The sequence below is a fragment of the Ruegeria sp. AB11 genome (genome assembly GCF_056536325.1).
The window spans coordinates 463587-489283 of record NZ_JBQFJO010000001.1 but is presented as its reverse complement, the minus strand read 5'-3'; the positions used below and the strand labels follow the sequence as shown (position 1 = coordinate 489283).

At 52.5% G+C, this 25697-nt stretch carries 25 protein-coding genes; 15 read left to right on the top strand and 10 right to left on the bottom strand.

The window, feature by feature from the left end:
* Positions 1–168 precede the first annotated feature (168 nt).
* On the top strand, positions 169–1041 hold the full coding sequence (locus tag ACR3EJ_RS02570; protein WP_170547460.1) for a bile acid:sodium symporter family protein: 873 nt from the start codon (positions 169–171) through the stop codon (positions 1039–1041).
* Positions 1042–1346: 305 nt separating this feature from the next.
* Here the strand turns inward: ACR3EJ_RS02570 and ACR3EJ_RS02565 are convergent, their stop codons facing one another.
* Both ACR3EJ_RS02565 and ACR3EJ_RS02560 read right to left on the bottom strand, forming a co-directional pair.
* Positions 1347–3221 (bottom strand): DUF3604 domain-containing protein, encoded by a 1875-nt coding sequence (locus ACR3EJ_RS02565; protein WP_170547608.1) that lies wholly within the window; start codon positions 3219–3221, stop codon positions 1347–1349.
* 227 nt (positions 3222–3448) lie between these two features.
* Entirely contained in the window at positions 3449–4714 is a 1266-nt protein-coding gene (locus ACR3EJ_RS02560; RefSeq protein WP_170547610.1) for a TAXI family TRAP transporter solute-binding subunit, read from the bottom strand.
* A gap of 522 nt (positions 4715–5236) precedes the next feature.
* Here ACR3EJ_RS02560 and ACR3EJ_RS02555 point away from each other — a divergent pair.
* The 3 genes from ACR3EJ_RS02555 (at position 5237) to ACR3EJ_RS02545 (ending at position 8914) form a co-directional block, all read left to right on the top strand.
* Positions 5237–6013, top strand: a complete 777-nt coding sequence (locus ACR3EJ_RS02555; protein WP_170547464.1) for a 2-keto-4-pentenoate hydratase — start codon at positions 5237–5239, stop codon at positions 6011–6013.
* A gap of 108 nt (positions 6014–6121) precedes the next feature.
* The gene (locus tag ACR3EJ_RS02550; protein WP_170547466.1) at positions 6122–7594 is read left to right on the top strand and encodes a DUF2779 domain-containing protein; all 1473 of its coding nucleotides are present in this window, start codon (positions 6122–6124) and stop codon (positions 7592–7594) included.
* A gap of 84 nt (positions 7595–7678) precedes the next feature.
* A complete protein-coding gene (locus tag ACR3EJ_RS02545; RefSeq protein WP_170703723.1) occupies positions 7679–8914 on the top strand; it encodes an adenylate/guanylate cyclase domain-containing protein in 1236 nt (411 codons plus the stop codon).
* A 70-nt stretch (positions 8915–8984) separates the two neighbouring features.
* Here the strand turns inward: ACR3EJ_RS02545 and ACR3EJ_RS02540 are convergent, their stop codons facing one another.
* From ACR3EJ_RS02540 to ACR3EJ_RS02530, 3 genes are all read right to left on the bottom strand, one after another.
* Positions 8985–9464, bottom strand: coding sequence for a hypothetical protein (locus ACR3EJ_RS02540; protein WP_170547470.1), 480 nt, complete (start codon positions 9462–9464; stop codon positions 8985–8987).
* Between the two features lie 20 nt (positions 9465–9484).
* Positions 9485–10525 carry a PLP-dependent cysteine synthase family protein gene (locus ACR3EJ_RS02535; protein WP_170547472.1) on the bottom strand — a complete coding sequence of 347 codons (1041 nt, stop codon included), beginning with the start codon at positions 10523–10525 and terminating at the stop codon, positions 9485–9487.
* A gap of 104 nt (positions 10526–10629) precedes the next feature.
* Entirely contained in the window at positions 10630–11178 is a 549-nt protein-coding gene (locus tag ACR3EJ_RS02530; RefSeq protein ID WP_170547474.1) for a DUF6512 family protein, read from the bottom strand.
* Between the two features lie 230 nt (positions 11179–11408).
* On the opposite strand from ACR3EJ_RS02530, the gene ACR3EJ_RS02525 reads away from it, so the two are divergent.
* Positions 11409–11837, top strand: coding sequence for a c-type cytochrome (locus ACR3EJ_RS02525; protein ID WP_480422583.1), 429 nt, complete (start codon positions 11409–11411; stop codon positions 11835–11837).
* A gap of 420 nt (positions 11838–12257) precedes the next feature.
* Positions 12258–12674: a c-type cytochrome gene (locus ACR3EJ_RS02520; protein ID WP_170547476.1), complete on the top strand. Its 417-nt coding sequence runs from the start codon at positions 12258–12260 to the stop codon at positions 12672–12674.
* Between the two features lie 154 nt (positions 12675–12828).
* On the opposite strand, the gene ACR3EJ_RS02515 is transcribed toward ACR3EJ_RS02520, so the two are convergent.
* The 3 genes from ACR3EJ_RS02515 to ACR3EJ_RS02505 form a co-directional block, all read right to left on the bottom strand.
* Positions 12829–14532, bottom strand: coding sequence for an alkaline phosphatase family protein (locus ACR3EJ_RS02515; protein ID WP_480422580.1), 1704 nt, complete (start codon positions 14530–14532; stop codon positions 12829–12831).
* Positions 14533–14756: 224 nt separating this feature from the next.
* Positions 14757–15596 carry an SDR family NAD(P)-dependent oxidoreductase gene (locus tag ACR3EJ_RS02510; RefSeq protein ID WP_480422578.1) on the bottom strand — a complete coding sequence of 280 codons (840 nt, stop codon included), beginning with the start codon at positions 15594–15596 and terminating at the stop codon, positions 14757–14759.
* 830 nt (positions 15597–16426) lie between these two features.
* Positions 16427–17008 (bottom strand): TetR/AcrR family transcriptional regulator, encoded by a 582-nt coding sequence (locus ACR3EJ_RS02505; protein ID WP_170547117.1) that lies wholly within the window; start codon positions 17006–17008, stop codon positions 16427–16429.
* Positions 17009–17131: 123 nt separating this feature from the next.
* On the opposite strand from ACR3EJ_RS02505, the gene ACR3EJ_RS02500 reads away from it, so the two are divergent.
* From ACR3EJ_RS02500 to ACR3EJ_RS02470, 7 genes are all read left to right on the top strand, one after another.
* Positions 17132–17722: a YceI family protein gene (locus tag ACR3EJ_RS02500; RefSeq protein WP_170547120.1), complete on the top strand. Its 591-nt coding sequence runs from the start codon at positions 17132–17134 to the stop codon at positions 17720–17722.
* 65 nt (positions 17723–17787) lie between these two features.
* Positions 17788–18327, top strand: coding sequence for a luciferase domain-containing protein (locus ACR3EJ_RS02495; protein ID WP_170547123.1), 540 nt, complete (start codon positions 17788–17790; stop codon positions 18325–18327).
* A 209-nt stretch (positions 18328–18536) separates the two neighbouring features.
* The gene (locus tag ACR3EJ_RS02490; protein ID WP_170547126.1) at positions 18537–18872 is read left to right on the top strand and encodes a hypothetical protein; all 336 of its coding nucleotides are present in this window, start codon (positions 18537–18539) and stop codon (positions 18870–18872) included.
* A gap of 58 nt (positions 18873–18930) precedes the next feature.
* A complete protein-coding gene (locus tag ACR3EJ_RS02485; protein ID WP_170547129.1) occupies positions 18931–19398 on the top strand; it encodes a DUF411 domain-containing protein in 468 nt (155 codons plus the stop codon).
* Positions 19399–19496: 98 nt separating this feature from the next.
* A complete protein-coding gene (locus tag ACR3EJ_RS02480; protein ID WP_170547133.1) occupies positions 19497–19862 on the top strand; it encodes a c-type cytochrome in 366 nt (121 codons plus the stop codon).
* 47 nt (positions 19863–19909) lie between these two features.
* Positions 19910–20218, top strand: coding sequence for a copper resistance CopC family protein (locus ACR3EJ_RS02475; RefSeq protein ID WP_170547136.1), 309 nt, complete (start codon positions 19910–19912; stop codon positions 20216–20218).
* Entirely contained in the window at positions 20215–21093 is an 879-nt protein-coding gene (locus tag ACR3EJ_RS02470) for a CopD family protein (protein WP_170547138.1), read from the top strand. The genes ACR3EJ_RS02475 and ACR3EJ_RS02470 overlap by 4 nt, the downstream gene beginning before the upstream one ends.
* A gap of 118 nt (positions 21094–21211) precedes the next feature.
* Here the strand turns inward: ACR3EJ_RS02470 and ACR3EJ_RS02465 are convergent, their stop codons facing one another.
* A complete protein-coding gene (locus tag ACR3EJ_RS02465; protein WP_170547141.1) occupies positions 21212–22822 on the bottom strand; it encodes an arylsulfatase in 1611 nt (536 codons plus the stop codon).
* A gap of 243 nt (positions 22823–23065) precedes the next feature.
* On the opposite strand from ACR3EJ_RS02465, the gene ACR3EJ_RS02460 reads away from it, so the two are divergent.
* Both ACR3EJ_RS02460 and ACR3EJ_RS02455 read left to right on the top strand, forming a co-directional pair.
* Positions 23066–24052: a DMT family transporter gene (locus ACR3EJ_RS02460; RefSeq protein ID WP_170547144.1), complete on the top strand. Its 987-nt coding sequence runs from the start codon at positions 23066–23068 to the stop codon at positions 24050–24052.
* Between the two features lie 108 nt (positions 24053–24160).
* Positions 24161–24628 (top strand): lytic transglycosylase domain-containing protein, encoded by a 468-nt coding sequence (locus ACR3EJ_RS02455; RefSeq protein ID WP_319546022.1) that lies wholly within the window; start codon positions 24161–24163, stop codon positions 24626–24628.
* Positions 24629–25007: 379 nt separating this feature from the next.
* On the opposite strand, the gene ACR3EJ_RS02450 is transcribed toward ACR3EJ_RS02455, so the two are convergent.
* The gene (locus ACR3EJ_RS02450) at positions 25008–25661 is read right to left on the bottom strand and encodes a GntR family transcriptional regulator (protein ID WP_010443508.1); all 654 of its coding nucleotides are present in this window, start codon (positions 25659–25661) and stop codon (positions 25008–25010) included.
* Positions 25662–25697: the final 36 nt, after the last annotated feature.

Below are 25697 nucleotides of genomic sequence, written 5' to 3'. Positions count from 1 at the left end.
TTCACGCCAGATCGTCCAACCCTGTGATAGGTATAATAAATAAAGACAGCCTCGATCTTCGGGCGCTTGAGGATAAATGCGCCAAACTGATAAACCTCGTCATCAGATTTTCTGAACGGTATCGTCCGAGAACGTGCGCGAAGCATGCAGTCATCGAGGTAATGATAGATGGGCGAAATTTTCATATCTGTGCTGCTGCCGCTCGCAGTTGTTGTCATGATGTTCTGCCTTGGCCTCGGACTCACAGCGGCTGACTTTCAACGCATCGGACGACGTCCACGGGCCTTTTGCGTCGGCGCTCTCAACCAGATAATTTTGCTGCCTTGCATTGCTTTGATGGTGACTTTTATCTTTGGGATTTCCGCTGAGACAGCCGTTGGCATCATGATTTTAGCGGCCTGTCCGGGCGGGGCGATCAGTAACATCGTGACCAAGCTTTCGAATTGGGATGTCGCTTTGTCCGTTACTCTTACAGCAGTCTTCAGTCTGACTTGTGTCGTTACCGTACCGCTCATCCTGGGGTTTTCGATGCAGATGTTCATGGGGGCAACTGCGCCCGCTATCGACATTTCGTCGACGGCTATAGCGATGTTTTTTTTAACAGCTTCACCGATCCTAGTCGGGGTGATCGCGCGATCCTTGGCGCCGCGAATTGTAGCCGCTGTCGAACCAATCTTTAGCAAGGTCTCTATGCTACTTTTTGCGATGGTCATCGGAGGCGCGATCATTTCAAACTGGGTGGTGGTCGCGGATAACTACCTTAGGCTTGGACCCGCACTTTTTGTTGTAGGTGCGTCACTCACGTTTATTGGCATCATGAGCTCAGGGATGCTCGGATGCACAGACATCGAGGCGAAGACGATTTCAATTGAGACCGGCGTTCAAAACGGAGCTTTGGGAATCGCAATTGCCACTTTGCTGTTGCCTAACACCAATGGGTTAAGCGAATATGCCATCCCATCCGCAATATATAGCGTGGTCTGGATCGTAACAATGTTGCCTGTCTTCGCTTTCCTTGCGCGAAGAAGCCCAATTTCATGATCCTGACGCCTATTTGCTAGCTCTGGTTATGCGCTGAGCCAGGCCCCTTTGTTTCCATGCCAGAGCGCCATCTAGTCAAAGAGCGATCAAGGAGCTCCCAAGCCCTCTGTGCAACGGCCGCTTTGGCGATTTTCCCTGTTGAAGGAAAAAGCTGTTGCTGCCAGTGCGGTGGATCCTGCGTCAGCGAAGGTGTAGGCTCCAAGGTCAGTTTTGTCCCGCAGTGCCGTCATTTAGGCCTGGAGCAGCTAAGGTCCGCTTTGAGCCCAGAGCAGACTAAGTGATACTTAGTCTTAACCTAATATCACTCATCCCTGAGGTGTGTACCAAATTGGTGATGTGTAGGCCCGCTCCTGTATCGAGCGCGGCGCTTCGTCTGGGATCTCCGTTCCGAACACCTTTGCATCGTATGTCGTCCAACGCGGCGTTGGTATTGCCAGCACTCTGACATAGTAAAACGCGCTTTGCGTCGGGTCGAAGTTCGGGTCTTTCCAATATCCGGCGAGAATTGCCTGGCCGATGTCATTTGTCCAATACGCGTTTTCTACATCCACCGTATTGCCAACCGGGCCGTCACACGCCGCGTTTACAAGTTCACGCCCGCCACAAGCAACATCATAAACACGTTCCGAAGTTGTGCCGTCACTGTTCAGCCAGCCTTTGACAATCTGAATACGGTCGAGGTTGGCCCCATCGGGGTCACGGAGCGCACGGATGAGAAGGCGCGGAGACCGACCGTCACTATCCGCTGGCAAATCCGCCCCCATCGGGACGCCATTTTCATATCCATACGCGGCAAAATCCGCACGTGGCAGGTCTGTTTCGTCGAATTCAAATCCGGCAAAAACGCGAATACGCATGTGCGGTCCCGTGGTCGCATAGACCTCCTTCCGAGCAAAAGCATCCCAAATGGCCTCGCGGGTGTTTTCCCTTGCCCAAACGGCCGCCAAACCCGACGCCGAAGTCTGCCATGCATATTGGGCAACACTCTCGTCACCACCAATGCCGCCGACGACTTCTTCAAATCGGATCGGGTCAGCAGTAGGTTCAACAGCCGCGACTTTCCCGAAGAAATTGTCCTCGCCGACCGTGGACATCGATGTATGAGCATCGGTTGAACCGATCACGCCAAATTTGAAAGGGTTTGTCCCTGTTTCCGCCTCGTATCCAAGCCCCCGCCGCAATGCTGCCCGCGCATACTCGCGTGGAAGCATCTCCGGTGTCTTGGGCTCTGGTCCAAGTTGTCCTTTGTCCCACGTTTCGAAGTCAGCAAATTCATCGTCTGGTGACAGCATGGGATGTGCTTCGCCGTCACCTTTCATTTGCGTGATTTCGTAGATCGGTTCCCACTTGGCACGCTGTTTGAAATACTCAACATCGAACGCTTCGCCGGACAAGCGCACTTCGTCGAACATCAACCCGTTGGACAAATTGCCATTGTGCGGGATCGCGAGCAGCTTTTGGCCTGTTGTCTCTTCGGCTTGTTCCATCCATGCCCAAAGGTCTTCGGGGTCGAAGCTATCAAAGTTCGAGAACGGGATGATCTTGTCAGCGCCCTCTTTGTCACCGTTGAATATGACATTCCTGTGCAGATTGTTCCGCTGTGGGTTTGAGGTCCACTCGAACCCGATAAGCGCAGTAAACAAACCCGGTTGATTGTGTGCCTCAGCGGCAGAGGTAATGTTGCTCCACGCCGTTTGGTAAATCTCCTGATAATCCGCCAATGGGTCTGTGCCAGTGGACTTGGCTTGGCTCCAAATCGACCATGCGCCAACGGGATCACCGGCCTCGACAGCTGCGTTCAGTTGCTGGCCAAACGCCGTGGAGAGCAGCGTGGCATCTTTGGCTGAGAGCAGCGGCGCAAGACCAAGGTTCTCGGCGTGATCGGCAATAACCAGAAAATCCAATGGTCGGCGCAACCTCGCTTCGACACCGGTGCTGGATGTAACGACTTCGCCTTTGGCAAACCTGTACGCTTCATCAGGGCCAAGTACATTCCCGATCATGCCGGCATCAGCAGAGTACGATGTGTGCAAATGGGTGTCACCGAAAAAGACCTGATTAGGGAAGTCTTGCTGTGGGTAAGGAGAATACTCTCTGTCGCCAGGTTGAGTGCTTGGGACGTCCTCAGCGTGCGCACCAGCCGCAAGTGCGATAGTCAGAATAGATGCTAAACGGATCATTTCCTAACCTCATGTTTTGTTCAAACCTAACAACGCTCAATACAAGTAACTATGACGCATAATCTGAACTCTATTCGTTCAGCACAGCCGCCGCTCAATAAATCTCTGCGAACGATGGCTGCGACCCCAAAGCGGCGTACACGTAATAACTAAAGCACACACCTGTATCGAAGTCTCAAATTAAAAAGGTATTTTAGCGTGGTTTGCTTGCGAACGTTGAGGTTTCATCAACTTTTTGCAGTTTGACGACGCGCAATCTCCTGTCGAATTAGGTCTATGTGCAAACGTGCATCATATGCTCCCCGGCGGTATGCGAGCGGCAGATTCAGATTTGCAAGGGCGGTGTCCACGTTTTCGATATTTTTGGCGACTTCTTCAACCTCAGTTGAAGTCTGTGCCTTGCTGAGTTCCTGCTCAAGCGCCATGATACGCTGATAAAAACGCCAGACCCGGCGCTTTTGAAACCACACGTAACTGGACGGGACTATCCGCAAAAACGGTACTAAGAACAACAAAGGCAACAACAATAACAGTACGCTGCCAAACTGCGCTGCGATCCAATATGGCAAGACGCCATGCAAAAAGTTTGGCCCAGAGTTTATGAGTTCTGTGGCAATTTTGTTCAGTGGTACAGGCGGTGAAGCCGTGTTCGGATACTCGCGCGCACTTTGCAAAATATTAGGTTCGCTATGAATGTTCTTTGCTGCATTCACTAACCTATCGGTTACTGCAGGGTGCAGATCGGATGCGGCGATAAGTGAAGCTCGCAATGCTAAGATCTTGACGTCCTCTGGTGGTCTCGGAGGGTCAAGTGTGATTGATCCTGCCGGTACAGTTACCGAATTCGCTCCGGAAAGTTTCAATGCAAGGGCATCGACCAAAGCCATAGGGACGAAAATGATTTCTGGATCAAAAATTGCATCCATAAGGTAAGGTGCATCGAGTGGAGCGACAAACAACGCCGCATCCGCTTCGTTGGCATATAACGCCTTTATCGCATCATTGCCCCCGACATCGACGAGGTTTATGCCGACATTTTGCAACTCGGCGGCCTCAATTAGCGCTAAAGCGGCGGCGCGAGTACCGGACGCCTTGGTTCCTGCAGCTAAGCGAATGTCTCCCCATTCTCCTGCATTGGTCCCGACTGGACTAGACTTTCCGCGGAACACCACCATGGGTTCAAGAAAAATGGCGCCCAAAGACTGTAAGTTTTCGTCCTGAGGTAATTCCAGGCCACCCTGAACAAATGCGGCGTCCACTTCGCCAGAAACAAGTTTCTGAATGTTCTCGACGGACCCCTCAGTTTCAACTAAAATTACCTGAATGCCGTCACGTGCAAGTTCTGCTTTGTAGAGTTGTCCAACTTGCCAATATCCGCCGCCGCTTATGCCAGCGGCCAGCTTAATACTGTTGGGCGGTTTCAAGCCAAAGATCAGAAAAACAAGCAACCCGATAAACATAATCGGAAAGAGAATGAAAAGAGCTAAGCGCATTTATTCTCACATTCAGATGATCGGAACCGATAATTCGTTCTCATTTGATAGCAGTCTTTTTGCCAACGAGAAACCGATCACAGTGGGTAGCACTCGAAAGTTCGAGTTCTTCGGTTCAAGTATCCCTGAAGAATAAGTTGGTTGCGCAAAAAACCAAGAGCGCTTGAACGAGGTTGAAATCAAAAACTGGCCGTCTAAGCAACGGTTTATCCTATCGTAAACCAGAGTTTTAGTTTTGTCTTTTTGTCGGCAATGTCCCGCATCTCGGAAATTGCAAAGTCTTGTTGCGAATGTCCGGTTTAGGCTGTCTGCGGTCCTTCGGTGAAAGCGGGCCAATGGCGGCAAAGTCCGCAACTCAGTCGTTGCCCCGATTATGTCGAACATCCGCTGATAGTAGAAACTGCCGTTTAAGTTCGAGACACTTCATAGGTCCTGAACCTAGACTTAGGCGGAGATCACCATCCCGGTTCTTCAAAACCTCGCTTGCATCGCAATCCGGCGTTCGGCGCGTATAATGCGAATATGACAAGAGATATTGAATCTAACGCTCAGAAAATCGCTGATGCCCTGAGCTCTGCCCAGCAGATATCTAAACTGTCTTCAGAGGCAGAACGGCTAACGCTGGATGACGCATATTCGATTGCAAGTCGCGTCCGAGAGCTTCAGGGCAAAAAGAGAGTCGGCCGAAAAGTCGGCTTCACGAACCGCACGATTTGGCCTGTTTATGGTGTGGATCAACCCATTTGGGGAGAGGTCCACGCAGATGGGCTGTTTTCGACTGATCAGCCGGTAAACTTGGCAAGGTATTCAGAACCGAGAATCGAACCAGAAATCGTACTAGGCCTTGGCTATGTCCCGACGGCTGAAATGAACAATGAGCAGTTGGCAGGTTGCGTGGAGTGGGTCGCTCCGGGATTTGAAATTGTTCAATCGATTTATCCCAAATGGAAATTCTCGGTCGAAGACTCAATCGCAGCACAAGGACTGCACGGCTGCCTTGTTCTTGGCGACAAAATCGCGGCGACGCATGATGTTTTGATCGGCTTGGCCGAAGTGCCACTAGCATTGTTCAAGGGCACCGAGGCTATCGAGTCCGGCAAGGGGGAAAACGCGCTTGGAGGCCCAATTGAAGTCCTGGCTCATCTTGTGTCTCTGCTCTCCGAAGCCGACCAGCTTCAGGGAGGCGAGCTGGTTACAACCGGTACTTTGACAGACGCATGGCCAGTGTCTCCGGGTGAAGAATGGTCAGCTGGTTTTGGTGGCGTGATGGACACCGAGCTATCAGTACGATTTACATGAGGCTTTGGTAGAGTGGTGACGCCGACTGCACCAAAGAAAAGTTACTCTCAATAGCTGACCATGATGGTCTTCCACTGGTTTCATCAATTCTGGGATGCAAGTTACACCATGCTATCCAAATCAGATTACATGATGTTTCTCAGGCACCCCGCCTGGCTATGGATCAAGAAACACGCCAGGCATCTGTTGCCGCCGATTGACCCTTCATTGCAAGCGCGTTTTGACGAGGGGCACGCGTTTGAGCCTTATGCTGAGGAGCTATTTAGTGATCTCGTTCGCCTCGGTTTTTCAGATTTTTCAGAATACCAAGCTCTGCCCGCGCGCACTCTGGATGCTTGGAGAGATGGTGCGAACGCCGTGGCACAGGGGCGCTATGAAGATGGAACCATAACTTGCATCTCCGACATCGTGAGCCGCAATGGCGATGGGTACGTTCTGACAGAGATCAAGAGCGGGACATCTGCAAAGCCCGAACATACTTTTGATCTCGCATTCCAGCGTGTCGTGCTTGAGGCAGCCGGGTTCCCCATTGTGCGCTGCGAAGTGGCACATGTGAACCGTGATTACGTCAGAAACGGCGAAATCAATCCGCGAGAGCTTGTCAGCATCACCGACATCACTGGTGCGGTGACTGAGCAGCTCGAAAAAACACGCACGCGTATCGATCAGGCATTGAGCGTCGTTGCCAGTGGTACGATGCCTGATCCGTCCCCCGTACGTGCGCGATTAAAATCCTACGCTGAATGGTTGGACATTCGCGAAAAACTTGACCCTCCAATCGTGCAAGACAGCATCCACCGCCTTCCGTTCATGAACGCGGAAAAAGCCTCCGAACTAATCGCACACGGGATCACAAAGATTGACGAGATCAGTGATCCATCTGTGTTGGGCAAGTCGACGCAACGCTACTTGAGAGCAGTGGCAAACGGTGCACGCACTATCGATCATCAGGAGTTAAGCAGGTTTCTGAGCGAGATTGTCTATCCGGTTTATTATTTTGACTACGAGACGTCTCAGAGTTTGCTGCCACCCTGGGACGGAACGCGTCCCTATCAGCAAGTCGCTTTCCAGTACTCCTTGCATATCCAGCATGAGCCTGGCGGAGAAAACGAGCACAGGGAGTATCTCCACCGTGACTCCAGTAATCCGATGCCAGCCTTGCTTAAAAGACTTCGTGAGGACATGGGAGACGTCGGTTCTGTAATGGTTTGGTATGCGCCGTTCGAGAAATCGCGCAATACGGAGATGGCGGAGACTTATCCAGAGCACGCAGAGTTTCTGGAAGGTCTAAATGCACGGGTTGTAGATCTTATGAAGCCGTTTGCGGATGAAGTGATTAACGATCCCGCGTTCAAGGGAAGCGCCTCTATCAAGGCCGTTCTTCCTGCGTTTTTGCCAGAACTTTCATACGATGATCTGGACATCACAGAGGGGGCAAGCGCGTCTCGCCTTTGGAAGGACGTAACACTGACGGAACAGGATGATCCAGCGCGCGAGAAGGTCTATTCTGATCTTGTGGCGTATTGCACGCGCGACACCTGGGCGATGGTCGCAATTCATCGGGAATTGCTGGCGATGTGAGCTGTGGGAGAATTGAATTTGATGTGTCCTTGAAGTGAATTAGACTAAGATCCAACTGTTCAGATAGCTCATTAAGAGGACATCATGGCAGCTCCTTTAGTCCAAAACTGGGAACTGACCGCCGCCATCCAGGACATAGCAGATTGGCTGGTTCAACAGGGCTTAGAGAATGCGCCTGTGGAGCTCTGGCTTGAAGCATTCTGCAACCGTCTTGTTTCGGCAGGAATTCCGCTTCAAAGAGCAAACATCACTGTTCGCGCTCATCATCCCGAGATTGGGACTGTCGCTTTTCGCTGGCACAGGGATGGCGGTCATGAGCGAGAGAACTTTGTCCGAAGAACGGATGCACCTGAGGAATACGTTCTAAGCCCAATTTACTATCTTTTGGCAAACAACGTTGAAGAGATCAGACAAGATCTGACAGTCGAAGAACCCGCGCTCAACTTTCCGATCTTCGACGAATTTCGCGAGCGCGGTGCAACTGACTACTTCGCTGTTAAACGGTTTTTCCTTATTCAGGACAATACTACGCCAGTCGATCCAATGCAGGCCTATGAAGGTGCTATAATCTCGTTGACAACCGACGCGAGCGGGGGCTTCACAAGCGAGCAACTTGATGGTTTGCGTCAACTGATATCTCCACTTTGCCTGACGCTGAAATGTGGGGCGAACCGATTGATGGCTGAAGATATTACAGCCGCATATCTGGGCAAAGACGCCAGTAGGCGCGTTCTTTCCGGGGACATCACCCGAGGTTCATCGGAAACTATTTCAGCGGTGATTTGGTATTTTGACCTGCAAGGATTTACCAAATTGTCAGAGGCGCTTCCGGGGGACTCAATCATAGAATTGCTGAACGACTACTTCGCCGAAGCTGTTGACGTAGTCGAACGCAATGGCGGTAACGTTCTGAAATTCATGGGAGATGGAATGCTTGCCATCTTCGATATCAATCAAGTTCCGGACGCTCGCCGCGTCGCAATTCACGCGGCCGCGGTGTTGCGAAATACCTTTGAGGAGCTCAACCAACGACGGCAAGCTGATGGTTTGCCAACGACCGGCTTCACTCTTTCGTTGCACGCAGGCGATGTTCTTTACGGTAATATTGGCGGTAGGTCTCGCTTGGATTTCACAGTGGTCGGCCCAGCGGTAAATACAACTTCGCGCATTTTAGGCATGTGCAGCGCGCTTGATCAGAACATTGTGGTTTCCGATAAGGTGGCGGGCGACTTGGTGGGCTCCATTCCAAGTCTTGTTTCCCTGGGGCAATACAGATTGCGCGGTGTTGCTGAAAGACAGGAGCTGTTCACGATAGACTAGACAAAGCTCGATCCAAAAGTTCTGGCCGATTAGGCAAGGCGCGTAAAACACCCGCTAGCGCTGCGCGGGCTTACTCTGGCGCCGAACCAACGGTTAAAATCTTCCCATTGCTCCAAACCAGAGCCTCATAACAAACCTCGGCTCCTGCGCCTCCGCACCAACCACCGTCTCGTCCAATAAGCAGTATACGGTCAGGCCCCCAGTCAATAAAACGCCAACCCGTTGCCTGCCACGACATGATCTCACCGTCGACGATAAGATTGAGCATGCACCCCCCTGTTCCGCAGTACATAGAGGCAGCAGAAGAACAGGAATACTGGCTTTCATCTACGAGTTCAGCCTTAACCGTGCCAAACTGGGAGCGCAGCTCGATCTCGGTCACAGCGTCACCCTGATCGAACTCTCCATTCTCGAAGTCTTTGCAATCAGCGGCTGCTCTTTCGATGATCTGTTGTGCTTCCTGGGAGGCGGCGAAAACTGTTGTGGCGCAAAACATTGCGGCGACCATCGATGCCAGAAGCGCTGCAAATAAAGATTTCACTCTTTTCATGCTTTCCTCATCGTTTGAATTCAGTGATATCCTGCCAAAGTAGCTTCGTAAGAGGCGGTTTCGCCGAAGTTTTCCATCACCCATTCCGGATCGTAGTAGGTGTCGAGATAACGGTTTCCGTCGTCACACAGAATAGTGACAATGGAGCCAGATCGTCCGGCAGCCTCCATCTCTTGCGCAACTTGCAAAGCGCCCCAAAGGTTTGTGCCTGTTGATGGGCCTGCCCGCCGCCTGATCCGATCTTCAAGCCAGAGCATTGTCGCAATGCTTGCCGCATCGGGCACTTGGATCATACGGTCGATTACATCTGCCAAAAATGACTTCTCCACCTTGGGACGTCCGATACCTTCAATACGACTTGAACAGGGGCGGGTCAGGGTCCTGTCTCCAGTTCGAAAGCTATCAAAAAACACTGAGTTTTCGGGGTCCACGACAACCAATTCACTGTTATAGCCCTTGTAGCGAATGTACCGCCCCAAAGTTGCTGAAGTTCCGCCAGTGCCCGCGCTCATCACAATAACCGATGGAATTGGATGTGGCTCTCGTTCCATCTGACGAAAAAGGCTTTCTGCAATGTTGTTGTTGCCTCTCCAATCCGTCGCCCGCTCGGCGTAAGTGAACTGATCCATGAAGTAGCCGCCGACTTCAGCTGCCAGTTCAACCGAGGCCTGGTGCATGTCCGGCGCCGCATCGACGAAGTGGATTTCCCCACCTTGGAACCGGATTAGGTCGATTTTGCTCTTGGCGGTAGATTTTGGGAGAACCGCGGTAAAAGGCACTCCGATCATACGGGCGAAGTAAGCTTCTGAAACGGCGGTGCTGCCAGACGAGGCTTCTATTACACGTGTCTCTTCCCTTATTTTCCCGTTTACAAGCGCATAAAGGAAAAGCGAGCGTGCCAGCCTGTGCTTGAGGCTGCCAGTGGGATGTGTACTTTCATCCTTGAGATAGATGTCTACGCCCTTCAGCCCCCGGACGGGAAGCTTGAAAAGGTGCGTATCGGCAGAGCGGTGAGCATCTGCATTGATCTTGGCAATCGAATCCGAAATCCAACGGTCCATGCCTCTACTCAAACGCCCTGTTTAGGGCCCGTCAAGCTTGGGAAAATCGTCTTTGCAATTCATGGGGATGCAAGCATGCGCCACCAATTGATCAAACTGTCCATCTAATGGGCAGGAATGCCTATCGTGCCAGAACGTGTTTCAATGAACAGCCAATGATTAAGAGGGAAAAATGTTAAGGTACTATAGGCGACGACTTGAACCCCAAGGAGAACCAGGCCGAATACCTGGATGAGTTCACGCATTCGATCTTCATAAACAAGCATGAGAATTGACACGATCTGGCCGATGCAAATTGCAGCAACAAATATTCCAATATCAAAAACCAAAAAGTTGCGCTCAAGTATCGCTGTGTACGCTGTGAATACTGTCACAATCAAAATAGCAGTAATTGCAAGGCTAAATCCCTTAGCGCTAAATACGTCCCTTCTTGTAAGTCGGGGTGGAAGCGGCATTAGGCAGGCCCAAAACAATCCTGGCCAAAAAGCCAGCTTTAAGTGTTCCCAAATTGACTCGTTGACAGCTGCCACAAGCGCCATTGGCGTCCAACTTCCAAGCAAAACAAATGCAAAGTGCAGCCCGGACCCAAGTAGGATCATTAGGATCGCCCCTATCGCTTCGAGCCAAACAATTCGGGACGAAGCTTTCAGCATGTTTGGATCTCCCAATCCTGATTGTTGAATACTCTGCTTAGATTCTCAAAAGTGAAATGCCCGCAGACATAAAAGGTCTAGAAATAACTTTCACCCCCCCCTTGGTGAGCGGCAATGTCCAAGTTCTTGTAAGAGTCTGTAAAGTTGACCCTTCCTGATTTTTAACCCCAGTTGCTGTCATTGCCATGTTCTAAATTGGATCGTAGGCTGAATAAAAAACGGGGTAGAGCATGCACGCTACAAGGTGGGTTATTTTATCGGCTGGATCTATCGCTCTAGCCACAGCGTCGTGTACAGATTTGTATCCTGACGCCGATGTCATGCCCACTCGCGCTGATGGGGCAGCCTTTTTCTCAGAAAACTGTACTTCTTGTCATGGTGTGGATGGTAGAGGCGGTGGCCCGGCAAGCAGCGGTCTTTCCGTTGAGCCAACAGATTTGACAACATTGAGCGCGAAGAACGCAGGCACTTTCCCTCAAGCACGGGCCCTAAGCTACATCTATGGCGACCCGGGAAACAGCCATCTTGCTCGGGTTATGCCGGAATTTGGCGGGGAAATGGCGGAAGACCTGGTTCCGGTTGAAATCGAGGGTGTCTTGACGCCCACCCCGCGCGAGTTAGCAGGGTTATTGTTTTTCTTAGAAAGCATCCAACAGTAGATTAGTGTTCTTGGCGCTAGGTCAGCAATTGACCGTTTGCCGGTTTTCTGGACTTACACCTTTTTTTGATCCGGTGACTATTGCAGACCTAACACTGTGAAGCGCAGTGTTCTGCAGCGCGTAAGCAGTCTCTCGAATTCCTTTGACCGAATTGGGGTGTCGAACCCAACACTGGCAGACTGCGACGCGACATATGATTTATGTCAAAGAGCTGAGCGCTTTCACATGCTAAATTTCGAATGTTAAATGGTAAAGCTGTTCTGAGCTCGTTGCTGCCTGTCCCCATCAATCGGTTTTGGGCCACAGGATAGCAGATGTTATATGGTAAAGGACCGACGTTGACCGGGGGGAAGATGTCGGTCCATTTTTGTTGTAGTGAACTCTCGTTTAGCAAAGGACCTCCGGCTTATGAGGTACTTCATGATTGTTGCAAGCATGGGCATTTCTTCGGTTGCAACGATATCTGCGGCCGAGGAGTTTTCGGACCTTGGTAAAGACCTCTTTGTTGAGCATTGCGCCAGATGTCACGGAAACGATGCATCCGGGAAAGGACCTGACGCAGCTGACTTGAAAACAGTGCCTGCTGATTTAACAAGGATTTCCGAACGCAGAGGGGGTGTGTGGCCCATGTTGGAGGTCATGTCGATCTTAGACGGTTACTTGAAAGTACAAGAACCTCGCGATGACATGCCGATAATCACCGAATTGAATGACGGCCCTGCTGTCGAATTCGATACGGGCAACGGTTTGGTTACGCAAATTCCTTCCAGACTTATCGAAATTGCTGAGTATTTGGAGAGTATTCAGTCTCCGAAGCCGGAACGATATGTTCCGTGAAGTTCTGCTCCGCATTTGTGTACGCTAAAGAGTGCTGCGTTGGGCGGTTTCCGTAGTCGCCAAGAAGCAACGAATATGAGGATCGCGTTGTGGACGATGCCGTCGCGGTCTGGCCTAGCTTGCTTCAATATCAGGACTCGCGCTTCACAGCGGTCTAATCCAAGACTTCTTGTAACACTTCACCGCTCGCACCATTGGGACGCGCCGTGCTCAATAATGCAGACAGTGTGGATGCGAGAGCAGTCGTACAAACACGGCGTGCGACCCGTTGCGGTTTTAAGTTCGGTCCAGCGAAGATAATCGGCACATGTGTGTCACCGCGCCACGGTGACCCGTGGGTGGATGTGACGGACAGACCATCGAAGTCTGCGATGAACCAGCCGGGTTTGAAGACTACGTATATGTTCCCGGATCGGGTCGGATGATAGTTGTTGCGGATCAGGCGCATGATGTCGGTATCGGGCAGGAGGTTTGCTTCGATAGCCGTACTGGGGACGGCGAATGCCACATCGGGAAAGGATAGAAGCTCTTCTGCAATAGCTGACTCCAGCGTGGGTAAATCAATATCACGGCGAGCCAATACTTCGGGGGCGATATTGAGATAGGGGTGATTATAACCCTCAAGCAATTTCCCGGTGATCCCAAACCGCTCCCTAAGGCTGGCTATCTGTTCCGTCGGGTCCCATGTGTCCGGAGCAACAAGGCCAGTTTGGATGCCAACACTCTCCAAATAGCCCGGCGCATCGGTGGTGCCGTGGTCCGCCGATAGAACGATCAAAACGTTTTCCAGCCCAATCCGTTCGTCGATAAACACGAAGAGATTCATGAGAGTCTGATCGAGGCGGTATATCGTGTCCTCGGCTTCAAGACTGGAGGGGCCAAACACATGGTTGACGTAATCCACGGACGAGAAGCTAATCGCCAGATAATCCGTTACCGCGTCTTGCCCGATATCCTCGGCATCAATCAATCGTTTGGCAAATTGCGCCGTCAGATCGTCGCCAGCGGGACTAAGCGTTAAAAAGGTCGTAAAGTAGGGATTTTCTAGCGGGTCAAACCCATTTTGCATCGAAGAATAGCGATGAGGAAAGGTTATGCCGAACCCGGCGACATCCGTCTCCCATGGCTGGTTGTCACGGTCGCCAAAGAGATAGGCTTCCTTTGGGTGCATCAATTCCCAAGAGGTTCCTTCAAAGGAGGCACTCGGCGATGCGTCATTCCAGACAGAAACCCAATCAGGGTATTTGTCGTAATAATACGAGCTTGTGACGAAACGATTTGCGGCTTTCGAGAACCAGAAGGCTTTGCCGCTTTGTCCCGCCATTGTAATAGCCCCACGGTCTTTGATTGAAACTCCAAAGACCTTGGCCGCTCCAGCAGTGGAAGCGTTTAATTCGTCCGAAAGCGTCGTAACAAGCATAGCGCGTGGTGACCGCCCATCTGTGCCAGCTGCCGCCTGTGTTGGGTCAATTTCAATATCGTCATTGACGCCAGCGCCATCTCCAAGAAGCGGAGCGGTGCTGTCTTCAACGTTGTAAACAACGCGGTCCAAGGTTCTGTCGAACCATATGTTTCCGATCATCCCGTGCACTGCCGGTGTTGCCCCGGTCGCCAATGTGGCGTGCCCGACAACAGTCTCTGTATTGGCATGGCAATGATGGGCGTCCACATAGTGTACACCGTTTTCAAGTAAATTCTTAAGGCCACCCTCCCCAAGATTCTCAAAGTAACGTGTCGGCAGATCGCCCCGCAACGCGTCAACGGTCAGCTGCAAAACAAGACGAGGAGGTTCTTGCGCATACGCAGGAGCGATTGCAGCCAACCACAAAGAAAAACAAGCTCTCAGTGATTTGGTCATAATGCTTCCTTTCGCTGTATTGCGCAGCAGGTCTGTCGCGACCGCAATTGCGTGCTAGAACAACCCTCTTCAATACCAAACTTATAGCAAAAACGCTTCACGTCTACTTCTTACGACCTATCGCGAAATAGCCTGCAACACCCAAACCGGTGTTCCGGCAACCAGTAAAGCTGCCGTTAGTCTTCAATCGTCAACTTTTCATGATTTATTGTCTATGGCGATGATCAGCCAGGCTTCGCCATGAAATCCGCGAACGCTTCCTTATAGTCTGGATGCCATCGGCTGAGAGGTGGGCGATTTTCAATGATGTCTCCCAAGCTCCAAGCAATGCGTTTCTCATCAGTATCGCGTGAAACGTCATTGTCGGGGCAGAGGATGTAGAAATCCCCGCGGTTCACGCTTTCAACAAAGAAGTCGACAGTCTGCTCAGCGGTCCAGGCAGAGGCAGGCTTCTCGGGCGCGGAGATCATGCCGGTATAGACGAATCCAGGGACCAGAAGATGCGCGGTAATCTGATGACCTGGACCCGTTCTGAGCTCGTGGGACAGTGCCTCGGTAAAGGCTTTGAGAGCCGCCTTTGAGACATTGTAAGCCGGGTTACCTGGCGGGGTAGTTATGCCTTGTTTGGACCCTGTATTGATAATTGCGCCTGGTCTGCCACGGGCGATCATGTTTGGCGCGAAGACCTGGGTGCCATGGATCGGACCCCAAAGGTTCACGCCCAGCATCTTATCCCAAGCCGTGGCGTCCCCAATGGTCGATGATTTGCCGCCGACACCAGCGTTGTTCATTAAGATGTCTGCCCCGCCGTGGCGGTCTGCTACCATCCGTTCCAACGTCTCTAACTGCGCGCGATCACTGACATCTGTCTCAGAAGTCATCATGTCGGCCGCGCCAGCGGCTAACGCCAAGTTTGCCGCGGTAGCCAGTTTCTCGGTGTCTCGATCAACAATAACAATGCGCATGCCCATCTGAGCGAACTTCACTGCTGCGGCGAGGCCAATGCCGGAAGCACCCCCGGTAATCACGGCCACAGAGTCCGAGGTGAATGCGGGGTGTGTCATCGGCTAAGCTCCTCCTAAGCCTGTGTTGGATCGAAAGGTCCGGAAAATCCAGAACGGCCTGTTGATATTAGGCAGCGTCGGCAACGTTAGTCTTCAGCTTCATCATACCTTCCATACCGTAGGCGGTGAATAGCACCTCGGTTGTCTTTTCCGCTTGTACGCTTATCGGAATGACAGGGTCTGCGATGCCGCTCTTGTCCACTTCACTGCGGAACTTCCGCTGCCTAGGCGCCGTGTGGGTTGAGTTTTGCCAATTGGAATGCACTTTTGATTGAGTTTTGGTGCGTTCAAGTTGATCAAGCCATGCTACGACAATCGACAATTGAGGGCGTATAGCGAACGGTGCAAACTTATGGGCAAAACGTGCAAAATTACGCGCAAATGCTGTGCGATATTATGCGCAAAGACACCCGGATTTTCTGAACAAAATCAATGATGGAGATGCAGTGTTATGCGCGCACCTACATCTAGCGTAGGATTGCGCATAACACTTCGCGCGCATCATAAGTTTGCGTAGTTCGCCCATAGTTTTGCGCTACGCGTTTGTCTGCATTAGCAACGAATTCAATCTAGTCGTCGCGTTTATGGCCCTTTGCATTACTCAATCCCGCAAAGGGCCTCCCGGAGGAACCTGGGGTTCACGCGAAGGTCTGAGATGCGCAGAAAGCGGACTTTGCAAACTTTGAAGAACGATCATTGCGAATCTTTGCCGAGACCTTTTGGAGCAACCGCTATTGGGAACTAACTGGATATGCTTTTGATCTAATTTGCTGCTCTACCGAAATCTCGCGCCTGTTGCAGGTCGCTTTGATTGCAAAGTCAGGCGATGGTCACTGTCCCGAACTGGTTTTCGCGATACTGCAAAGCAGATCAACATGTCGATCCAACCAATCCTCGTCCAGTGCTTCGTGACGTATGAGTTTGCGGAAATAAGGTGCCGCGACTGCTAGTTCTATAAGCTGTTCGACCGGAACATCCGCGGCGATCTCACCGCGGTCTATTGCGGCTGCAAATACTGCTTCAACACTTGTGAACCTGTCTTTCATGAATTCAGTGATCACCAACCGCGCTTCTTCGTCGGTGGACGCAGCAGCGACCACCTGAGGCGCGATTTGGCCCCATGGTGTGTCATTCAAGGCTCCCATCAGTACGCCGAGTAACCAGCGCAGGTCAGATCGCAGCGGCCCATCGGTTTTGGGCGGTATGTTCGGCGGTGTTGCGATGCGCCTGAACGCTGCATCACGCAGACAACGCGCATCTGGCCAGTGCCTGTAAAGTGTGCTGCGCGAAATGCCAGTTGCCTTCGAAACTGCACCATGAGTTACGTGCAGTACGCCCTCATCCCTCAGTATCCTTTGCGCCGCATCAAGTGCGGCCTGCCGTGTGGCGATCAGCCTAGGATCTTCTTTCAATCGCCTCTCCTATAGAACATATTGTTGCGCAGCAGAACATTTTGTTCTATAAGTATGGCCAGCTAAGAACTAAAGCTCAATACTCGATTTCGCGAACAGTCTTGTCAAAATAGGAGCGTATCAATGTTCAAAGTGGCAGCAACCCCGCTGGCGGTACTCTTAACGATGGGCGCGACAACCGCATTGTCCGAGAGTGGTACCTACGAGCTGGATCCTGGACACAGCCAGGTATTGTTCAGCTACGACCACATCGGTTTCTCAGAAACGTTTGGAATGTTCTCAGGTTTTAGCGGCGAGATAGAGTTCAACGAAGATGATCCGTCTGCGTCATCTGTCACAGTGTCTATGCCTGTAAAATCCATGATCACGGGCTGGGATGCCCGTTTGCAACACTTCATGTCCGATGACTTTTTTAGCGCGAGTGACGGTGACGTGGTTACATTCGCCTCAACCAGCATTGAAGTGACCGGGGAAAACACCGCGGATATTTCTGGCGACCTGACCATGAATGGCGTCACCAAACCTGTTGTTCTGGAAACAACGCTTAACAAGTCAGCGCCATACCCGTTTGGTCCGAAAGAGGGCACGCCGACCTTGGGGCTGGCTGCCACGGCGACTATCGTGCGGTCTGAATTCGGACTTGGGGCATTTGCGCCAGCGGTGAGCGACGAAATAGAGCTCTTGATCAATATCGAAGCATTAAAGGCTGAGTAATGTGTGCAAGGGCGCTGATACTGCGCTGAGCGCTCATTCTCAACTATTGACGGGCTGGCAACAAAATGAATGTGTTCCTTAGACTACTGGCGGTTGCTGCGATAGCGGTGGCGTTGACGTGCCCGTTGGCATTCGCACAAAAGCACTCCTTGCCGGAGCGCACCTCACCCCGCCCTGAAACGACAAGCGGAGTACCGCATACTCAGATTGGTGTCGAAATTGATGCCGATTTGGCCAAGCTATTGCTGGAGCGTGTTGCGCAATTACCAGGGGTCACGCTTGGCCCGACACGCATATCGCTTCCTGGCGCGATTGGCTTTCAGCTTGAACCCGACATGTTGTTGTCCCAACCGAACTCTATCGTCGGTGGGTTTGAGTTTGCGCACATGCATCCTGATGGCAGCTTGCACGCCTCGCTCGACCCAGAAATGGCTCGAAGGGCAATTGAGGCTGGCTGGGCCGTAGCTCACCCTTGGGCCAAGCAACGTCCTGGGTGGAGCGGCTTTGTCATGATCTATACTCCAACCACACCCGAAGAGCTGGATGTCGTCATCGATCTGGTTGAAAGCTCGTACACCTTCATCACCGGCATCACTCTGGGCTAAACACCAACCTGCTGACCTTTCCGTTGCTGACTAATGCGCAGGTCAGTCAAAATTCAGTTTTACCGGAATTTCAGATGATTCATGTACCACCGCTCTAGACGGGCCGGATCCAGAGTTGTGGGGCAACTTCAATGGATGCAACTAGGATCGTTTGCTTCGACACATCCTCGTAACTTGTCAAAACTACATACCCCCAGTAGATATTTGGTATGTTTCGCTTGATCCTGTCGATACTTCTTGTTGTTGCATTCTCTGGCGCATCCGCAGCGTCCGTGAAGCATGGCTTGATCCATGGATCGGATCATTCTGGTCATCATGCTCAAATGGCGGACGACGATCCGTTGGCTAATGCCGAGAAAGCTGTTGCGGATTGTTGCGACACCACCAGCGGCATGGGTTCAGCATCCTGTTTTAGTGATCTTGTCGCCACGGCGGGGATTTCGCCGATTGCTCTATTGGTGATCTCAGAGGGTGGTGTGATGCACGCTGATTCCGATTTTTCGGGCCTCGCAATGGGCGTCCCCACCGGTCCTCCAAAAGCCTGAACGGCAACGGGCGCCCGCCCGCAATCCGTTCAAATTTCACATCAAAGGACCGACAGACATGATCACACGTCGTCACTTCACCACACTGTCCGCAACTGCTCTCATCGCGACCGCTCTTCCCGTCCGTGCAGGCGCTCCAATGCACGTGCTCAGCTCACCAGGTTGCGGATGTTGTCACGCATGGGCCGACTTGGCTCGCGCACGTGGCTACGCCGTAACCGTTGAGGAACTGACAGACCCCGAGGCACAGAAGTCAGCGCGGGGTATCCCGCTGAACCTCGCATCCTGTCACACTATTGAAGCCGATGGTTATGTCTTTGAAGGCCATGTGCCGTTCGAAGCACTGGAAACCGTGTTGAAGGATCGGCCTGACATCACAGGGCTAGCTGTTCCTGGCATGCCAATGGGCTCTCCTGGTATGGGCGACGATCCTTCCGCCCGCTACGACGTCATCGCATTTGGGGGAGAGGCCGGGACCGGAACGGTGTACTACCGCGCGGGCACAGCTCAGCCGTTCGACACCTGATGGTAGGGCGCACAACACTCTTGGTTACCGGTGGGCTTGCGCTCGCCGGTTTCACCGTAGCGTTCGTTCTGGCCCAAGCCTCTTAAGCGGTCGGTCTCTTGACACCTGATGACGGGGAAGTTGTCGCCATTGGCCAAGATATTTACGCGGACCAATGTGCTGCCTGCCACGGTGAGAACCTTGAAGGACAGCCAAACTGGCGGAAACGCGGCGAGGATGGTTTGCTACCAGCACCGCCGCATGACGCCACAGGGCATACGTGGCACCACGATGATGAAACGCTCTTCACCTTGACCAAATTTGGCCTGGCCGGACTGATGGAAAATGCGCCCTCAACCGGTATGCCGGTCTATGAAGGTGTGCTCAGCGATGACGAAATCATAGCGGTCCTTTCTTATATCAAGTCAACATGGCCCAATGACCTTCGTGAGTACCACGACGAGCTGAATGCCCATTCCGAATAGAGGAAAACTCAGATGATCAAACAACTCTTATCGGCTTGGTCGTAGCAATGGCTCCAATACTTGCGGCCGCGCATTCCAAGTCCGAAGAAACGACGCCGGCTGACGGCGCGACTGTCACGGACGTGCCGGAGCTTACCATGCGGTTCGATGATCCGATGCGCATCATCTCGGTCACGCTGACCTCACCTGATGGCGACGTCGAAATTGACCGCGAAACGGGTATGGACCCCGCTACAGAATTCCGGGCTGTGCCGTTGGAAGAGCTTGCACCCGGAAGCTACCGCTTCGACTGGCGCGGTATGGCTTCCGACGGTCACCCGATGCAGGGCAGCTTCTCTTTCACAGTCGCTAAATGACTGGACTGGCCCCCATTGACGGTGTTGTCGTCTTGGCCATTCTGGCGAAAGCACTTGGCTACGGTGCGGTGTTGCTAGCGATGGGTAGCGTCCTGTTCACGGCCCTCTTTGCCAAGCGCGCGGAAGAGTCTGTTTTACGCCTTGCGCGGCACCTCGCGGTCGGAGCTGCGATTGTCGGTTTGGCCGTACTTGCTCTACGTTTTGGCATCAGAGCAGCGCGGATATCTGGGATGGGCTTTGAGGGCGCGACGGACCCAATGATGCTTGGTTTTGTTTGGGATAGTCCGCTTGGCACCGCCGCGATTTGGCGAGGGGTGGGTGAACTCGCAATATTGGCAATCCTGCTCCCCCGTGTAGGTCAGTGGGTCGCTTTGGCGGGTTGCCTCGCCATTGCGATTTCATTTGCCCAGGTGGGGCACTCGCTCGGAGAGCCTAGAGCGGCTCTCGCGGTCTTGCTGGTTCTTCATCTGCTGGCTGCCGCGTTTTGGGTCGGTGCTCTCCTGCCCTTGCGCAAAGCAGCTCTCACTCCCACAGGGGCCGATCTACTGCACCACTTTGGCAGTGTCGCTGGTTATGGAGTCGCCGTCCTGATTGTTGCGGGCGCAGCGCTCACGTGGTTGCTTTCGGGCTCCGTAGCCGCCTTGTTTGGGACGGCATATGGATTGGGGCTTTTGATCAAGGTCGTGATCGTTTCTGCCCTTCTTGGCCTCGCGGCGCTGAACAAGCTGAGATTTGTTCCGGCTCTCAGGGCTGAGAAGCGCGGCGCGGAAATTGCTCTCCGGCGGTCGATTTCAATGGAGATGTTGGCTGTTGTCCTGATCCTGTTTGCAACGGCGACGCTAACCAGTGTGGCGACACCTCCCATCAATCTCTGATGGCTTATAGTCCGAAGCCGGAACTGCAAAGCCTTGTGACGAATGAACGGTTTGGGCTGGGGGCAGTCATTTACTTGGAGTACAGAGATGGACGGTCATGATCCCTGCGTTAAGCCAACTATCCCTCTGCTGTTTCAATTTTCCAAGCCGCTAGCAGCCTCGGAAGCGCAATATCCCAATCCATAACACCTGTCCGTTTGGCCCAGTTATTGTATTGACCAATCAAGTCTGCCTCCAATTCGGTGTTGCTCCCTCGCAAATCCGTTAACTCCGTGCGATCCGCTTCGATGTCATAGAGTTCCCAGTCTTGCCTGTGCTGCCTGACAAGTTTGAACTGACCCAGCCTCACCGCGGAATTTCCTTCATGTTCGAAAAAGATAGGCTCTTCTCGCGCCCAGTCCTTACCGCGGAACAGGTCCATCAATGACTGCCCTTGCAGAGGCTGAATTTCGTGACCACCAACCTCACTTTGGTACTGGCATCCTGTTGCCTCTAAAATAGTGGGTAAAACATCTACGACATGACAGGCGGCGTGCGCGTTTGCTTCTGAGGCAAACCCATTGGGCCAATGCGCGATGAGCGGTGTCGAAATCCCGCCTTCATGAACGTAGTGCTTAAACAACCGAAACGGCGCATTCGAGACATTCGCCCACGGCTTGTCGTAGCTCTGGTATGTCTGGGCACCGCCCGGCATCACGTCAGGGCGGTTTCCCATTTCAATTGATCGGCCGTCGTTAGTGGTATCTGGGAAAAATTTTGCCCATCCGTCTTCCGCCATGAATTCAGCGCAGCCACCATTGTCGGACAGAAACAAAATCAAGGTGTCTTCAAACTGCCCCAAACGCTTTAACGCAGCGATAAGTCTACCGATAGATTGATCCATCCGGTCTACCATCGCAGCATAGGTGGCCATTTTTCGTGCCTCCCAATCGGTATTCTGTTCGGCCTCCCAGGGGTGAACGGCAACATCACGTGGAGAAATTTCCCAGTTTCTATGAAACAGGTTCATGCTGTTCATGGTTTCGTGCCGTGCGGTACGGATTGTGTCCCAGCCGCCTGAATACACCCCGTCATAGCGAGCGATGTCCTCGGGATGGGCATGCAGGGGCCAATGTGGTGCAGTATGCGCGAGATAAAGAAAAAAAGGCTGGCCGTCGGGTGTTTCCTCGATCATTTCAATTGCTTTGTCCGTGATTGCATCTGTGAAATAGAAGTCATCCGGGAATGTCATGACACGGCTGTCATCTTCGAGCATGTAATGCGGCGAGAAGAAGTGGGTGACGCCATCGACGATCCCGTAGAAGCGATCAAACCCGCGCTGTCTCGGCGTCGGATGCTCAACATCTCCGACCCGCCAGCTGTCGACTTCGCGCGCCATGAAGTCACCGGCGACATGCCATTTGCCGGACATCAATGTCCGATAGCCACCTGCACGTAGGTGTTCCGCTATGGTGGCGCTGTCATTACGTAAGAACCCCTGGTATGCGGGCGTACCCAGGTCGGCCCCCATGTGACCCACGCCGGCGTTGTGCGGATACAACCCGGTCAAAAGAGATGCCCGCGTCGGACAACAGCGAGCGCAGTTATACATTGCTGTAAGCAGCACACCATCTCTTGCAAGGCCATCGATATTTGGGGTGCGAATTTCCGATCCGGTGGCACCCAAATCTGCAAAACCCAGATCATCGGCCAGGATCAGTATCACATTCGGTCGTTTTCTTGTCGGCATTCGGAGGCTCCATTGCTGCACTTATGAACTTACCTCATTATCGGTGATGATCTTGTCTCCAAGCGACGCGACGATAGTGGGGAGAGGGAGGTTGCTGACCACGGCCGTCGGCACAGAGGCTTCGAAAGCGAGAATGGAAGCGGCTCCGGATACGCGTCGCGGATATTTGAGCGAACCGCCGTGTCGCAAAGCGACGTGACCTATTCATTGACCCATGGTAGTGGCCCAATGAAAGGGCACTTCATGACAGCGGAACAAAAACTACATAACCCGACAGCTGGTATTGCGTTCGTACTGATCGGAATATTGGCGATTTCTATCAATGATATGCTGATCAAATTCCTGTCTGGCGGTTACCCCTTGCACCAGATGGTGTTTACAAGATCGTTGATCGGGATCGGGTTCAGCTTTGCCCTTGTCCAGATGGAGGGCGGTTGGCGCATCCTGAAAACCGATCAGCCGGGACTTCACCTTCTGCGGGGGCTGCTGATTGTCATTGCCAATCTGACATTCTTTACGGCTCTGGCGGTAATGCCGCTGGCAGAAGCCACCGCTGTTTTCTTCGTAGCCCCCTTGATGATCACATTGCTGAGTATCCCATTGCTTGGCGAAAAAGTTGGGCCGATGCGGATTGGCGCCGTGCTTGTCGGATTTTTGGGCGTAGTGATCATGACTCGCCCATGGGAGGCCGGTGGAGAGCGTGAAGTTGGTCTGTTGATGTATGCCCTGCCGGTTCTTGCTGCTTTCACTTATGCCCTCAACAACGTGCTAACCCGTTTTCTTGGCGCAAAGTCCAAGGCCTCAGCAATGGCTGTTTACATTCAGGCGTGCTTTATCGTTGTCAGCCTGTTGTTCTGGTCAGTGGCAGGGGATGGGCGCTTTGCGAACGAGTTCGAGAACGAAAGCTTGATCTTTTTGCTGCGGGCTTGGGTTTGGCCCGAAGGGTCTGATCGCTGGTTGTTTATCGGCTTAGGATTCAATTCTGCAATCATCGGGTATTGCCTTGGCCAGGCTTACCGCATGGCAGACGCGGCTACAGTGGCACCGTTTGAATATGTCGGTCTTCCCATGGCCATTTTCTGGGGATGGGTCATCTGGGGCGAGCTCCCAAACCTGCCTGTCGCTATCGGTATCGCACTGATCTTGGGGTCAGGATTGTTTGTCTTTTTGCGTGAGCGTCAAAAAAAGAGGCATGTCGTTACTGAAAAGAGAGTGCACCGTCGGTATTAGGTGCCAAATCAAATCAGGCCAAATCCCGCCCAACAATACCTTGGGATATTGAATATCAATCGTAATTGAGCGCTGATGAATCTTGTAGTTAATGAGATGAGAATTTTGATGCGATACACAGTCATTCTTGCTGCGCTATTTATTACCGCTTGCGGCAAGGAACCCGCAGAGCCAATTACCCGACTTTATCCCGGTGAGACCCCTGAGCTGCGTCTGATGATCGACGAAACTGCGGACGCAAACGGTGTGCCGAGGAGCCTAGTACACCGTGTGATCCAACGAGAAAGCGATTATCGTCCCAATGCTCGAAATGGCCCGTACTTCGGCCTGATGCAGATTCTGCCTGCGACAGCGCGCCAGATGGGATTTCGCGGACAGCCTTCCGACCTCTTGGACGCTCAGACCAACCTGACATACGCCGTGAAATACTTGCGCGGAGCTTGGATGGTTTCAGATGGAAACGAGCCCGAAGCGGTCATGTGGTATGCACGTGGGTACTATTATGAGGCGCGAAACAGATGCATGCTTGTGGCCACCGGGCTTAGGGATACTGAGGTACGAAAGTACTGCGGCTGAAGCCCTTTCCACAGGAGCTAGATACAGTTTCAAATTAACCGTAAACAAGCTCCTCCAAACAGAGTGGGCTCGCACTACGGAGCCATGTATTTGCGCGTTTTGCAGAGTTGCTGAAAAACTTGTATGTCGCCAAAGTACTAGTTGGCTGCCTGCGAGAAGGCCGACCGAGCCACGTTACGATAATCGACAATTGAGCGCGTATGGTGAACCGTGCAGACTTATGCGCAAGTGCTGTGCAAATTATGGGCGAAGACACCCAAATTTTCTGAATAAAATCAATGATAGGAATGCAACGTTAAGCACGCACCTACATTGCTTCTTAGACGCGTCCGTAGTCGTTCGCGGGTGGATCTACAGCAATTCAATTAGTTATGGCAGGCTACATGGCCTCTAACGTGTGTGCGAGGCCGTTCCGGATATGATCCACTAGCAGCTTCTTGGCGGTATCTGCGTCTCTGGCCAAGGCGGCATTGAACATGCCTTTATGTTCCTCGACGGCTTCTTCGCCGCGATAGGTTAGTACAAGCATTTGATAACGAAGGTATTTATCGTAGATGATCGAGTGCAGCGTCAGAAGGTTCCTGGAGTTGCACGCCGCGATCATGGCTTGGTGAAACTCCCAATCATACCGTTTCCAGGTTTCTTTCTCAGAGTCATCTCCCTTTAGCAGCTGCTGTTCCATCAGGTGCAGCTTATGGTGCGCGGCGACAAGGTTGCCTTCCCAATCCGTGTCGCCGTTTGCAATCGACAATTCCAATGCGTGGCATTCCAACAGGGCGCGCAGCTCTGCGATCTCGGTCAGGTCTTCACGGGAAACTGGCGTAACCAGGAAACCCCGTTGCTCGGGAGCTTCGACAAACCCGTCGCTGGCAAGCCTGTTCAGCGTTTCACGAAGCGTCGAAAGGCTTGCTGAGTACCGCTCTTTCAAAGCGTCCAGCTTAAGTTTCGAGCCGGGCTGCAACTCTCCGAAAATGATATCCCGTTTGATGCGCTGATACGTGCTTGCACCTATCGTAGACGGCTGCTTCGCCATACATTTCACCCGATATTCTTGGTTTCCTCGTTCATC